13 protein-coding genes are annotated in these 14028 nt (G+C 34.6%); all 13 read right to left on the bottom strand.

What is annotated here, in order from left to right; genetic code table 11:
- Positions 1-9: 9 nt before the first annotated feature.
- Positions 10-1479 carry an MOP flippase family protein gene (locus C564_RS0108175; protein ID WP_018764978.1) on the bottom strand — a complete coding sequence of 490 codons (1470 nt, stop codon included), beginning with the start codon at positions 1477-1479 and terminating at the stop codon, positions 10-12.
- An 80-nt stretch (positions 1480-1559) separates the two neighbouring features.
- The gene (locus C564_RS0108170) at positions 1560-3380 is read right to left on the bottom strand and encodes a polysaccharide biosynthesis protein (protein ID WP_018764977.1); all 1821 of its coding nucleotides are present in this window, start codon (positions 3378-3380) and stop codon (positions 1560-1562) included.
- A 113-nt stretch (positions 3381-3493) separates the two neighbouring features.
- On the bottom strand, positions 3494-4375 hold the full coding sequence (gene galU / locus C564_RS0108165) for a UTP--glucose-1-phosphate uridylyltransferase GalU (protein ID WP_018764976.1): 882 nt from the start codon (positions 4373-4375) through the stop codon (positions 3494-3496).
- Positions 4376-4578: 203 nt separating this feature from the next.
- Positions 4579-5346 (bottom strand): tyrosine-protein phosphatase, encoded by a 768-nt coding sequence (locus C564_RS0108160; RefSeq protein WP_003202182.1) that lies wholly within the window; start codon positions 5344-5346, stop codon positions 4579-4581.
- A gap of 93 nt (positions 5347-5439) precedes the next feature.
- On the bottom strand, positions 5440-6129 hold the full coding sequence (locus C564_RS0108155; protein WP_018764975.1) for a CpsD/CapB family tyrosine-protein kinase: 690 nt from the start codon (positions 6127-6129) through the stop codon (positions 5440-5442).
- Positions 6119-6856, bottom strand: a complete 738-nt coding sequence (locus C564_RS0108150) for a YveK family protein (RefSeq protein ID WP_018764974.1) — start codon at positions 6854-6856, stop codon at positions 6119-6121. Before C564_RS0108150 ends, C564_RS0108155 begins: the two co-directional genes overlap by 11 nt.
- 553 nt (positions 6857-7409) lie before the next feature.
- Complete coding sequence (fabZ, locus tag C564_RS0108145) at positions 7410-7844, bottom strand: 3-hydroxyacyl-ACP dehydratase FabZ (protein ID WP_003202177.1); 435 nt, start codon at positions 7842-7844, stop codon at positions 7410-7412.
- 1193 nt (positions 7845-9037) lie between these two features.
- Positions 9038-10840: an ABC transporter ATP-binding protein gene (locus tag C564_RS0108140; RefSeq protein WP_018764973.1), complete on the bottom strand. Its 1803-nt coding sequence runs from the start codon at positions 10838-10840 to the stop codon at positions 9038-9040.
- Positions 10841-10842: 2 nt separating this feature from the next.
- Positions 10843-12030, bottom strand: a complete 1188-nt coding sequence (locus C564_RS0108135; RefSeq protein WP_018764972.1) for a nucleotidyltransferase domain-containing protein — start codon at positions 12028-12030, stop codon at positions 10843-10845.
- 22 nt (positions 12031-12052) lie between these two features.
- The gene (locus C564_RS0108130; RefSeq protein WP_018764971.1) at positions 12053-12505 is read right to left on the bottom strand and encodes a lasso peptide biosynthesis B2 protein; all 453 of its coding nucleotides are present in this window, start codon (positions 12503-12505) and stop codon (positions 12053-12055) included.
- Positions 12506-12550: 45 nt separating this feature from the next.
- Complete coding sequence (locus C564_RS0108125; RefSeq protein ID WP_000095761.1) at positions 12551-12850, bottom strand: lasso peptide biosynthesis PqqD family chaperone; 300 nt, start codon at positions 12848-12850, stop codon at positions 12551-12553.
- Positions 12850-13779 (bottom strand): hypothetical protein, encoded by a 930-nt coding sequence (locus C564_RS0108120; RefSeq protein WP_003202169.1) that lies wholly within the window; start codon positions 13777-13779, stop codon positions 12850-12852. The genes C564_RS0108125 and C564_RS0108120 overlap by 1 nt, the downstream gene beginning before the upstream one ends.
- A gap of 107 nt (positions 13780-13886) precedes the next feature.
- Positions 13887-14018 carry a paeninodin family lasso peptide gene (locus C564_RS36120; protein ID WP_000808480.1) on the bottom strand — a complete coding sequence of 44 codons (132 nt, stop codon included), beginning with the start codon at positions 14016-14018 and terminating at the stop codon, positions 13887-13889.
- Between the last annotated feature and the right edge of the window lie 10 nt (positions 14019-14028).

Below are 14028 nucleotides of genomic sequence, written 5' to 3'. Positions count from 1 at the left end.
ATTTACCTCTTAACTAACGTTTTTTATCCTTTTCCTTAAAAATAATTCTTTTAATTCTATAATTAGTTGTCGTTGAAATACCAAAGAAGCCGTTATGTAAAACACGGCTCCCAACGAAACCACTAAAACTAGCTGAATTGTCATATCTAACTGCTTTATAAAATTCAGTATCACCAATACAGTTCCCATCATAACTAATGAAGCTTTTATAGAACTCATAAAACTTTCTAAAAACTCTTTCAAACAAGAACCCACTAATGTTCGAATCACAAATGTGTAATTTGTAATTATGTATACCACTTGATGGCAACAATATCCTATAGCTACTCCCGTTATTCCACCAAAATATGCTCCGGTGATAATTAAGGGCACTTGAGAAAACAGCATAAAAAAGTGCCACTTAAATCCTAAATCTACTCTTCCCCTGGCCATTACTAATGCCCCAATTGGATTGACAATAGCTCTTGTTATTCCAACAAAAGAGAGTATTTGAATAAGTAATACACTAGGCATCCATTTCTCTCCAAAAATAACAGGAACTAAAATTGGAGCAGATATAAATAAACCAAAAAAATAAGGGGAATTTATACAACTCAAAATCCGAATGATTTTAAAGTATGATTTTTTTAGCAAAGATATATCATTTTGCATCTTAGAAAATATAGGAAATGCCACTCTTGTCACTATGGGATTAATCTTTGAAATAGGTAATATTATAAGATTGAAAGCAATAGTATAATAACCTAGAGCTTTTGAACCAAGTAGACTTCCAACAATTATATAATCTAGATTAGAATTGATGTAATGAATTGTTCTTTCACCTAATTGATATAAACCAAAACTTACGAAAGATTTCACTTCACTAAATCTAAAGTACATCATAGGCTTCGATACATTTTTACTAATAAAAACATATCCACACATTTTCATAAAGTTAATAAATATTTGACCAATAACTAATGAGTAGACATCATAGCCTATATAAGCAAGAGTTATGGTTAATAAAAAACCTGATATAGCCGCTATTATTTCTATCTTTGCTAGAATATCAAATTTAAGCTCTTTTTGATGTAAAACCATAGATTGTTGGCCTATTGGATTAATCAAAAATATTACTGCTATTAAGCATAATAAAATGCTTAATCTTGGTTCATGATAAAAATATGCTATAACTGGAGTAAATCCAATAATAACTAAAGTTAATAATAACCCTAACATTATATTAAACCAATAAAGACTCGATAATTGTTTTTTAGTTAAATTCTCTTTATAAATTATAGCGTTAGTAATTCCCATATCCGAATATAATTGAGCAAACCCTACAACTACCATAATAGTAGTCATTAATCCTAATGATTCAGGCGGAAGTATTCTAGATACTATAACCAATTGAATTATTTGTAAACTAGAAACAATTAGTGCTGATGTTGTAGTCCATTTAGCTCCACTAAATGCTTTTTGCTTTAAATTTGTAATCATACAAGGTATCCTCTCACCTAACTTAAACACAAAGATAATAATTTTTTAATAAATATCATATTTTTTTCCACCAAGTGCTGTTAAATATTCATTTTATCTATTACTTTTTGACGATTATTAGTTAAATCTAATAAGAAATCTCTTAAATGATTACCTTCTAAATTAGAAATATATTGTACTAAATACGGTAATTCGGCACTTAATTCATGATTAGATTTACCAATGTATATCTTGGGATAAATTTGCTCTTTATGCACTTCATCATCCTTTAATAATTCTTCAAAAAGTTTTTCCCCAGGGCGTATCCCAGAAAACTTAATTCCAATATCCTCGACCTGATAACCAGATAGTTTAATAAGATTTTTAGCTAAATCAACAATTTTAACAGGTTCTCCCATATCAAGAACGAAAATCTCCCCACCTTTAGCTAAAGATCCAGCTTGAATAACCAAACGTGAAGCCTCTGGAATTGTCATAAAATAACGAATCATATCAGGATGTGTAACAGTAACCGGTCCACCCTTTTGAATTTGTTTCTTAAATAAAGGAATAACACTACCACGACTTCCCAGTACATTGCCAAAACGAACAGCTACAAAACGAGTATTACTGACTGTGTCCATATGTTGCACAATCATTTCTGCAATACGCTTCGTTGCCCCCATTACACTTGTTGGGTTAACAGCTTTATCTGTAGAGACCATAACAAATGTGTTTATACCAAAAGTAGCCGATGCTTCCGCAACATTTTTCGTACCAATAATATTATTTTTTACAGCTTCCTCTGGGTTCCTTTCCATAAGTGGAACATGTTTATGTGCCGCTGCATGATACACAATGTATGGGTTATGCTTCTTCATCACTTCAAACATTTTATTACGGTCTTGCACATCTGCAATTTCTGTTGTAATTTCGATGGAATCTTTATATAGTGAACGCAATTCCATTTCAATTGTATAAATGCTGTTCTCACCGTGACCAAGTAATACAATTTTACCTGGTTTAAATTTCATGACTTGGCGACACAGCTCGGAACCAATTGATCCTCCAGCGCCAGTTACTAAGATTGTTTTTCCTGTAATCTTTTCGCCAATACCTGCATCATCTAATTTCACAGGCTCACGTCCTAATAAATCTTCTACTTGTACATCACGAAACTCATTAACAGAAACTTTCCCATCCAGAATATCTTCTAGCATTGGCACAATTTGTGTTTTTGCCTTCGTTTTTGTACATGCTTCAAAAATTCCATTCACTTCTTTACGACTAAGGGAAGGAATAGCAATAATAATATGTTCAATTTGATAACGATCAACAACCCGTTGAATGTCTTCTCTTGTTCCTACAACAGGGATATTGTATATTTCTAACCTTTGTTTCCTTAGATCATCATCAACAAATGCTACCGCTTCTAAATGTGCCTCATGACTTTTTTGAAGCTGACGTACAATCATCGCTCCTGCTGAACCCGCTCCTACAATTAATGTACGAGCTTTATCTGTTTTCTTTGAAATGTATGTATCACGGAAAATAAGCCATATAAATCGTGAACCACCAATAAGTAGCATATGGAACATCCATGCGATTGCTAAGATGCGGAAATAAATATCGTGATTAATAACTTGCTGAACGATTGCAGTCACGATAATAGAGAATGTAACGGCTTTGAAAATATTTTCTAACTCTCCTATACTTGCATACTCCCAAGCTTTTTTGTACAACTTGTAAATTGCAGCAAACACATGATGACTACAAAGTAACGTAATTGAACTAATAATAAGTGTAGTTGGAATATTGTCTAATGCATTAGGATGAATAAACCAGTAACTCAAGTATACCGATGTTAAAACAATGAATGAATCTAATAATACTAATAATGAGAGCCTATTTTGATAACTCAAGACACATGTTCCTTTCTTTTATATAACTTTAAAATAAGAGTCCTTCCCACACCTAACATTTTATAAACCATGCCCTATATTTAAAAACAGCCTATTTTTCAGTTATATACAATCTATACGTTTAAAAGTTCTTTCTGTACAAGTTCATTCATATACTTCACAAGTTCATCTTTTAATTCATCATGCTGAAGCGTCATTTCAATCGTTGTCTGAATAAAACCTAATTTCTCCCCAACGTCATAGCGCTTACCTTCAAAGTCATATGCAAATACACGTTGAATTTCATTTAGTCGCTGAATCGCATCCGTTAGCTGAATTTCTCCACCCGTACCTGTTTGTTGGTCTTCTAGGAACATAAAAATTTCTGGTGTTAATACGTAACGCCCCATAATCGCTAAGTTCGATGGTGCTGTTCCTTGCGCTGGTTTTTCCACAAATCTGCTCACCTGATAACTGCGTCCCTTTTGTTCTAATGGATCGATAATACCGTAGCGATGTGCTTCATTTTCCGGCACTGTTTGTACACCGATTACTGATGATCTCGTTGCTTCATATTGATTCATTAATTGACGTAAGCATGGCGTTTCCGCTTGAACAATGTCATCACCAAGTAATACAGCAAACGGTTCGTTGCCAATGAATTTACATGCGCACCATACAGCATGCCCGAGTCCTTTTGGTTCTTTTTGTCTTATGTAGTGAATGTTAATTTGGGAAGGCGCTTGTACTTTTTCAAGCATTTCGTACTTCCCTTTTCCTAGTAGATTTTGTTCTAGTTCAAAGGAGTGATCAAAGTGATCTTCAATTGCACGCTTTCCTTTACCCGTTACGATGATGATGTCTTCAATTCCAGATGCAATTGCTTCTTCCACAATGTACTGAATCGTCGGTTTATCAACGATTGGCAACATTTCTTTCGGCATTGCTTTTGTCGCTGGTAAAAATCTTGTCCCCAGCCCAGCTGCTGGAATGATGGCTTTTTTTACTTGTTCCAACTTGTATTGTCCCTTATTCTTTATTATATTTATATATAAATATAATAAAGGTTCCAACAATTTTATAATCATAACGGGCATCTAACCCGACCTCACACCATGCTTTTGACAACAAGCGTGTCTAAGGTAAAGCTTACTCTACCCACAGCATAGTCGAGTGTCTCCATTGATATTGGTTAGGAGGCATCACCAAATGTTTATACTTAAAAGAGACCCAGTATTTTCTTACGTCGCACCTGTTCTGGTTCTTCTCGGTAAATTATCTTCCCACTTATTAGTGAATATGTATTTTCTTTGAAACAATAAAGTGTAGAGCTCCCAAATGACTTCTCTATTACCTCATATGCTGCTTGTAAGTGAAATGAGCGCGTTGTTGTGTTATGGGCATCTGATGATATGACATGTGCTAAATGGTGTTCAATGAGTTGTAACGAAAATTTCTTGATTTTCTTTCCGAACTTTCCTGTTACACTCCCTGCAGTAATTTGCGTGAGTGCACCTTGAGTTACGAACTTATACAATACTTGAGGGCGTTCGATGATTTCCGTATTTCGCTCTGGATGCACAATGATCGGCGTGATTCCTTTTATACGCAGTTCATATAACATTTTTTCTGCATAGCGCGGGACATGATTTGCTGGGAATTCAATTAATATGTATTTATCCGTACGATTCAATGTAACAATTTTACCCAATTCGTAGTCTTCTAACAATTCTCCATATAACCTGATTTCTTGACCAGGTAAAATGGTTAAATTAATGTCTTCTTCTTTCAATCTATCATTTAACTGCTTTACCTGATGAAGAATGCCTTCTGCTGGATTAATATAAACACCATTTTGATGATGCGGAGTGGCAACGATTGTATGAATACCTTCTTTACATGCTGCCTTTGCCATCGCGATACTATCTTCGATTGATTGTGCCCCATCATCGATACTAGGCAAAATGTGACAATGTAAATCAATCATTCCCTTACACCTCTTCTCTATCTATTCTTCATTTACTCTTCACATTGTGAATATAAGAGGAAAAGAAGATGTCTCCTCTTTCCTCTCATCTATTTAGTTAGAACTGTAATAATAATACTCAGATCCTGTTTGTTCTTTATCATTTAGAATAACGCCAAGTAATGTACCCTTTGCGCCATCAAGTGCTTGTTTTGCTTTAATCGCCGTATCCTTTTCTGTTACGCCACTTCGGACAACTAGTACAGAAGCATCACATTGATTTGCCATGACTTGCGCATCAGTAACTGGTAAAATCGGAGATGTGTCAAAGATAACGAGATCATACATGCCATATGCTTCTGAAAGTAAATCTTTCATCGAGTTTGACCCTAATAATTCCGCTGGGTTTGGTGGGATTGGCCCACATGGCAGGAAGTTTAAATTTCTAATTTTTGTATTTTCTACACATGTCTCAAGTTTTTTACTACGTGTTAATACACTTGTTAAGCCAAAAACATTCTCAACTTGTAACATGTGATGTAGTGCAGGCTTACGTAAATCCGCATCAATGAGTAATACTTTTTTACCTTGCTGTGCAAAGACTATTGCAATGTTAGCAGCTGTTGTTGTCTTTCCTTCACTTGAATTAGCGGATGTAACTATAAGAGAACGAATTTTTTTATCAACGGATGCAAATTCAATATTTGTTCGTACATTTCGATATTGTTCCGAAACAAATGATTTCGGTTGTTCATATGCAATAAGCCGACGACGTGCGCGTGATGCTTTTTTCTTAAGAACCAATTGTATGCCCTCCTACTCTCTTTGCCCTTGACGGACTTCTGCTTTTCACATTATCTTCTTCTATATGAGAAATCACTCCAAGAACTGGTAGACCTAGAAATTTTTCGATATCTTCTTCTTTTTTGAATGTGTTATCTAAATATTCTAGTAAGAATGCAAGTCCGACAGAAGCCATTAAGCCAACGACAAATGCAATAGCTACATTTAACATCTTATTAGGCTTAATTGGAGATTGCCCTTCCGCCACTTCTGCTTTTGATAGGATTGTTACATTATCTACACTCATAATTTTTGCAATTTTACTTTTGAATACTTCCGCTGTTGTATTTGCGATATCACGAGCTAATTTTGCATCTTTGTCTTGTACTGTAACCGCAATAACTTGCGAATCTTTCTCATTAGCTACGTTAATTTTGTTATTTAATGCTCCAGTTGACATATTCAGTTTCAACTTTTCTTTCACTTGATCTAAAATAACTGGGCTTTTCACAATAACTTTATATGTATTTGTTAATTGAAGACTTGTTTGTACTTCCCCAGGTTGGAAAACACCCTCTTGTTTCTTTTGGTTAACAAGAATTTGCGTTGAAGTTTGGTAAATCGGCGTTATAAAGTAGAAACTTACAATTGCGCTTACAAGAGCTGCCCCAATCGTAATTGCGATGATCATAACTAAACGTTTTCTTAAAATAGTAAATAGTTCTTTCAAACTTATTGTTTCTTCCATGCCTTCCTCCAGCTTCCAATAATTTGTCATAAATTACTTTATAAATAAATAAAATGTCAGATTTGCGGCTGACAATAAGAATCTAGTATCTAGTCCTAATCATGTTTAGTCCTAGACAACTATTTAACATATTACATAACTTACATTAGTATAACAATAATGGTTGAGAAATTCATTTAATAAATTGACAAATATTATAATGACAAATTCGACAAATTTAGATATCCTTTGTCGGGTATGGGTTTACATTTACCATATATTGATAATATGTGAATGTAGTTAGTATTATTAGTGAATATATTATAAATTCACCTGTATATTTATAATAACTCGTTTAAAAAACACTTTCCATTATAAATTTTCATTCTATTTTTCAACAGCGTTTCTAGACGCTAAGTTGAGAAAGTTTTCCCGAAAATCCCTTATGTTATTTAATCAAACGTTTGTTTAAATAAAGAGAACCTACCTATCAACAAATTCTCTTACTTTTCTTTTATTAAAAAGGAGGTGAATGAAAAGTTTATTTTCATTCACCTCCCAACTTATCATATCTTTATTCTTTCTTATCACCAAGCGCGAATGTAACCTCAGCTTCACAAGCAATTTCACCGTTTACAGTTGCGACTGCTTTTCCTTTACCAATTGGTCCACGTACACGTGTCATTTCCACTTCTAAACGAAGTTGGTCACCTGGACGTACTTGACGCTTGAAGCGGCAGTTATCAATACCAGCGAAGAATGCGAGGCGTCCACGATTCTCCTCTTTTTTTAATACCGCAACAGCACCCACCTGCGCTAATGCTTCTACAATTAGAACACCTGGCATCACAGGATAATCTGGAAAGTGTCCATTAAAGTATTCCTCATTTGCCGTTACATTTTTAATCCCAACCGCACGCTTTCCTTCTTCTACTTCTAGAATTTGATCGACTAGTAGAAATGGATAACGATGTGGAATAATTTCTTTAATCTGTTGAATATCTAGCATATCATTCTCTCCTTATATACCAAATTGGTCATACCACCAACACACTGTCCTTATTATCCCATTCTCTATTGTTTTTGTCACGAAAAACAAGAAATGCTTTCTACCCAAAATATCTATTAGGACTATTCATACAAAAAAGATACACCCTTTTCCCTTCGCTAATCGGTATAACAAAATAATAGCAATTAACACGGAGGTTGGAAAAAGGTGTATATCAAAGTTAGGGAGAGGCAATATACATTATTTGCCTCATGTGTCGTATTCATAGCTCATTATAAAGGACAAAAATAAGAAAGAAAAATTTAATATTTACTGCTTTTTACCATTATAGCCTTAATTTTCTACAATTTTCTACAATTTTCTTCATTTTTCTTATATTATCTTAAATAGTATATCTAGAAATTAAGATTCGCAATCCAGAACACTATGCTTTATAAAAAAATAAATCTTCGTGAATTAGCCTTTAATAAAAATCCTATAAAATATCATCACAAAAGATATATTTACATTTTATAGAAATATCCAATACCACATATAAATTCTTTTAAATCTATTTAACAATACATGAAATAATATATAACTAATTAAGAAATTGTTACTTTCCTTGTTTATCTGTTAACTAAGGCATCCTGAAGGATTTGAGAGAAAAACTCAAATGAAATAAAAAGAAATACTTATATAATATTCTTCACTATCTCTCTTTCATCTCCTCAAATCGTTTCCCTTCTTAATTACTTATATAAAATTAGTAGCAATTCAAAATACCAACAATTCAGTAGGCACTACCTCTCATTAATCACTGACCATAAAAATGTCTACAAGGTGCTTCAAAATATATTATCACAACTACACTAATAAACCTTTATATACAAAAATAGAAAAGACCCCTAGTCCTAAAGACGAGGGGTCTCGCTGCTTTTGTTATATGGTATAAATAAAATCAGGTTCCATGTTAAATTATAACACGGATATTTATACATGTATATAGATGGTATATTAATAAGTCACAAAAAGTATTTCTCATTTTTTTACTGGTCACACAATTAAATTAAGCTCATATTTCCATAAAAAGACCAGTACACAAATACCAATTATACCCCAAACCATAAATAATCAAATTATGTTACCGGCCCGAAAGAAATAAAGGCAGTGTATTCCGTGAATTTATAAAAAACAATTATAACAAGCCATATTTAAATGTTTACTTTGGCCTGTTGTCCAAGTAGGCTACTAAACAAACCACTTTCATCTTTCGCCAGTTGTGTGAAACTACCATGTTGAATAATTTGTCCTTGATCCATTACAATTACTTGGTCAGCTTTACGTATAGTAGATAGTCTATGTGCAATGACAATAATTGTCATGCTTCCTTTCAATCTTTCCAATGCTTCTTGTATTTTCGCTTCATTTTCAGCATCCAACGCACTTGTTGCCTCATCTAATACTAAAATAGAAGGCTTTCGAAGTATCGCTCTAGCCAGAACAAGACGTTGTCGTTCTCCCCCTGAAAGTTTGACTCCCCTATCGCCAATCATTGTATCCAATCCTTGTGAGAGCCTACTAACAAACTCAGCGGAAGCAGAAAATTCCAAAGCTTCCCAAAGCTGTTCCTCACTTGCATTTGGTTCAACCATTCTCAAATTGTCTCTTATACTGGCATTGAATAGAAATGGATCTTGAGGAACATAGCTAATAGATTTTCTCAATGATAATAGGTCCTTACTTATCAACGGTTTGTTATCTATTAATAGCTGACCGCTCTCTGGCTGCATAAGTCCCATTATGATATCAATTAATGTACTCTTTCCAGCACCAGAACGCCCTGAGATAGCTGTCATACAATTTGCAGGAATACACAAATTAATATTTTTAAGTGAGTACACAGCATTTTCTTTATTGTAGCGGAAAGAGATATTCTGACACTCGATAGATTGTTCTATCTGCATAGGATTTATACAATCATAATCCTGCTCTATATCTTGCAATTCTATACTTTTCTTACACTCTTCCTGTAATTGCAGCAAATCTTTAAAAGCGGGAAGATTCGCTGCAATTTGTTCCATGTTTGATTGTATACCTGCAAATCGTGGCCACAAACGAGAAAATATAAGAATAATTAATAATAATTGCTCCGTTTTCGTCTGAAACAACTTAACAGATAGAAAGATAAGAAGAGCAATGAAAACAGCTGATGCAATTTTATAAAAGAGTTGAGAATTATTTCTCACCTTAATATATGCAAACTGTTCACGTTCCACATCTTCCACCCAATTACGTAACCACATATAACGAGATCGTTCTAGTGTATTGCTCTTAATATCCTTAATTCCATTAAAATGGTCAGTTATACCTGCAAGATACGCTTTTGAATTCTCTGAGGTTCGACCACCTAATCTTTTTGATTTTTTAATAAATCTTCGTGAAAGAAAGGCAAGTAGCACAGCGCAACATAGTACAAAAATTGTTATATCTGCCGCTAACCAAAAAGCGAAACCAATCTGTATAAATGTAAACATTAAAGAAGTGAGCAACTGTAAAAATAAATTAGTGCCTGCGCTAACACGCCCTAATTCCGTTGTCAAGGAATTGATAAGATCTGATTTTCTCTTTTTCACAAAAAAACTCCAGTTGGCCTGCAACAATCCACGATAAGTTTCCAATCTCAAATGATTAATAAAACGTATCTGGATTTTCGCATTACGAACTGTTATATTCCTTTGCAAAAGCGCTTGTCCCACGACCAATATAATATATATTCCTAATACAAGTGGTAATCCTACAGTAGTTGGAAACTCACCTAGGAATCCAAGAACCCCTGAAAGAGGGCTTGCCTGTTCATTCATCTTCGCAATACCACTAATACTTATCATAGGGATTAATAGTAAAATACCGATCCCTTCTACAAGACTGACCAATACCATTCCCAAGAGATTAACAATGAGAATGTTTCCAGTAAAAGAGTATAACTGCTTTGTAAAATATAAAATATTTCTCATTTTCACTTCTCCTTACGGTACCTCATTCCCCTCCAAATCCATAAAACCGGCCGCAAAGGGAAATATAAAACATGCAGTTGTTTTGGCAGTGGTAAAGTTTCCACATCCTGAGGATAAGGATACAACCAACTAAGATGAAACAGTAGCTTTTGAGAGCTTGTCTTTAACAAATATAAATATCGCTCATGATATTTTGAAACTTCTTCTGGAACGGGATCTGTATGCAAGTTAATCATATTTTCCAAGTAATATATAGCAAGCTGCGCTAATTGCGTTGCCCTTCTCCCTGACATTAATACTTTTGCCTCTTCTTCTATTATAAGAGTATCTAAAAGCTCAGAAGATAAAATAAGCGCCTGGCCTACCAGTTGCTTACATCCATATCTTTCCAACATAACAGTGAGTTCTTTCCAATCTATTTCTTGCCTTACCATACGGTCAATGTCTGTTAACCATCGAAGCCTGGACCAACCATGCCTAGTCCCATGAGTCACAAGAAACATAAACAAATCCTCTCTACCTAAAAAATAGACAGGATAATTTGTGACAGGACTCGTCCTCTTTCGCCCCCATAATTCATCGAAGCGTGGTTCCTTTCCCGGTCCTGGGTGTAGTCGCCAATGAATCTCCAATTTCACCTTACTTATCGGATGCATGTAAGTTGTATGGTGGCGTCTCCACTTCCATTCATTCATAACCGTCGGAAAATCATCCTCTTTGACATAACCATTCTTTACAAGTAATTCGTTCACTTTTCCAAGATCATCTATAGGAACAAGGGCATCCAGATCCCCTGATGTTCGAAGAGAAACATCTCCATATAGATCTGCGCCAAGAATAGGGCCCTTCAAAAATAGAAGTCGAAGTTGGTTTTCAGCAAATAATTTACTTACCTTTCCCATTTCTCCACTTAAATGAAGCATATGGAATGTATTCCTTTTAAAATATGTACTTAATACTTGCACAACATTTGATGGAACTAACTGTTTATCAATAGATTTCATTTTTGGATAAATGAACGCGTACATACGATGATGCAGCGCCAGTTTCAAAAATTTGTTCCAATCAATATTTATGAACCAGTCTCCCGGGATTTCTTGTATCTCTTTATCTTCCTTCTTTATAATTTTAAGTAACAATTTTAGTTCTTTAGGTAAATGACTCAAATCAAGATTACAACCGGTATACATCTCATTCTCCTTCAAGATTTTTTTACCCTATCCTTTTTGCAAATTTACCAACAACAGTAAACCTCTTCATTTCTTCTACGCCAGTAATATAAAAGGGCCCGCTACGTAACCACGCATGGGCAATCATATTTCCTGTCTCATCTTTCGCGGTCCCTAAGTAAAGGGTACTTTCAATTTGACGCTTCTCTAACATTTTCATTGCAGCGATAGCTTTAACGAGACACTGGCTTTCCCAAAATGTATAACGGCTCATCATATGCACTGCTTGAGAAATTTTCCTTAACGTAACCTTTTCCGATTCATCATGGCTTAAAGACGTTTCTGCCATATGAATTCCTAATATAGGAGCAGCTTTAGAAAACGGTATACTTTTAAGAATACGAGCCCAGCCTAAATAAAAGAAAGCTTCTATAAGTAATAATTTTGTTCCCATATCGAACGACAAGAAAGCTTTGGCTTTATTTATGATATTCATCGATCCTACTCCTAATCTATTAAATCTGGAACGTTCAATTAAAAATCAAAGTTTTTCATCAACCGAAATTAACCCTTCTGCATACAAATGATTTAAGAAAGAGAGTACTTGTTCCTTACATTCTGCCTCTTCAATCATATATCGAGACAATAATATATCAATCACTTGATTGACAGATATTAATTCATTAATTAAACTCCAAATTTCACCACCTATACCTCCCAAGTTATAGTATTTCCCGTTATGGATGCTCATCATCACTTTCTCCCCATCCATATCGCTCACTACATTTTCCTGACCTTGTACAACAAAACTGTGTAATGAAATTGTTTGTTTACTACTCATTATTTTTCCTCCTCTTTTAAAGACTCTAGAATTTTGGATACTAAATCATGTGCCGTAAACTTTGAAATAGGACGTCTCAATTGAAACATATCTATTTTGTTTACGATATTTGTAGAATGCATAAAATGCCATTCCATCATCCCCAATCGTGGGATTAATGAATTCCTATATGTATGACGCAGCAATGTGCGTAGCCTCTCCAGTCCTTCAATCTGCTGAAGTTCAACATCCCCATTTTCTACTTTCACTAATTCGAATACACCTGCCAATGGCAATGGCTCCTCGAAAAAGTTAGCTGTAACGGGGACAGCATATTTAGTTTCCCTTTCAAATAATGGCTGATAATGCGCTGTCTCCATTCCAAACTGATCAAGACTCTCTTTCCATAACTTTTGTTGCGGGTAAGATGGTGTAACAAAAGGAGTATTATCCTCAGAAAGAGACACAGCAATTACATCATCGCTTAAAAGCTGATAGCCTTTGCTTAAAAGGGCTGATGCAAGAGTTGATTTTCCAGCTCCCGATCTTCCTACAAAAGCATACGCCTTTCCATTGATGGCTATTGCACTTCCATGCAGAGGGAGTATTTTTCTCTGCATCAACAATGCCCCCATACAAGTCCCAAGAATATAAAGCCGAATCTTATCTTGATCAGACCCTTTCATAGGTGAAACAATAATTTTTTCTCCATTTTGAATACAAAACGTAGCAGTTTCGGGGATTTGAAACATAATTAATTCTTCTTCAACTACAAATACTGACTTCGGAGAAGATAACTCTCCCCATAATTGGGACAAATCTGCAGTTTCTATTTTTACGTCTACTTCATTTTCGTAATTACTTACTTGAGGTAATTCCGGCAGGGGAATCTCACTTAATAGGGCTAATCCGAAGGCTTTGTAAATCTCTTTCTTTACAGTATGTATCATCTTTCTCACTCCAAATAGTTGAAAAATTGATTAAAAAAAACCCTTATACCGTAATTAAACTATATAAGGGCTGTAAAGCATATAAATCTCATTTAAATATTAGTGCATTAGCTGTGGTGAAGTGCGCCTTGCTCATCCTCATCTTCAAAAACTTGGTCAACAAGTCTCTTTCCAGGTCCAGCCATTGTCATGTTGATATCAAGCACTTCTAATACTGGTGATTGCCATTCTTGTTTCATAATTTCACCC

The sequence above is a fragment of the Bacillus sp. 105MF genome, assembly GCF_000374885.1.
Classification (GTDB): Bacteria; Bacillota; Bacilli; order Bacillales; family Bacillaceae_G; genus Bacillus_A; species Bacillus_A pseudomycoides.
The sequence above is the reverse complement of the archived record's forward strand: the minus strand, read 5'-3'. Positions and strand labels throughout refer to the sequence as shown.

Coding starts and splice junctions, on each gene's coding strand:
- C564_RS0108175 (WP_018764978.1), bottom strand. CDS start 1,479: ATGATTACAAATTTAAAGCAAAAAGCATTTAGTGGAGCTAAATGGACT.
- C564_RS0108160 (WP_003202182.1), bottom strand. CDS start 5,346: ATGATTGATTTACATTGTCACATTTTGCCTAGTATCGATGATGGGGCA.
- C564_RS0108150 (WP_018764974.1), bottom strand. CDS start 6,856: ATGGAAGAAACAATAAGTTTGAAAGAACTATTTACTATTTTAAGAAAA.
- fabZ (WP_003202177.1), bottom strand. CDS start 7,844: ATGCTAGATATTCAACAGATTAAAGAAATTATTCCACATCGTTATCCA.
- C564_RS0108140 (WP_018764973.1), bottom strand. CDS start 10,840: ATGAGAAATATTTTATATTTTACAAAGCAGTTATACTCTTTTACTGGA.
- C564_RS0108135 (WP_018764972.1), bottom strand. CDS start 12,030: ATGTATACCGGTTGTAATCTTGATTTGAGTCATTTACCTAAAGAACTA.
- C564_RS0108130 (WP_018764971.1), bottom strand. CDS start 12,505: ATGAATATCATAAATAAAGCCAAAGCTTTCTTGTCGTTCGATATGGGA.
- C564_RS0108125 (WP_000095761.1), bottom strand. CDS start 12,850: ATGAGTAGTAAACAAACAATTTCATTACACAGTTTTGTTGTACAAGGT.
- C564_RS0108120 (WP_003202169.1), bottom strand. CDS start 13,779: ATGATACATACTGTAAAGAAAGAGATTTACAAAGCCTTCGGATTAGCC.
- C564_RS36120 (WP_000808480.1), bottom strand. CDS start 14,018: ATGAAACAAGAATGGCAATCACCAGTATTAGAAGTGCTTGATATCAAC.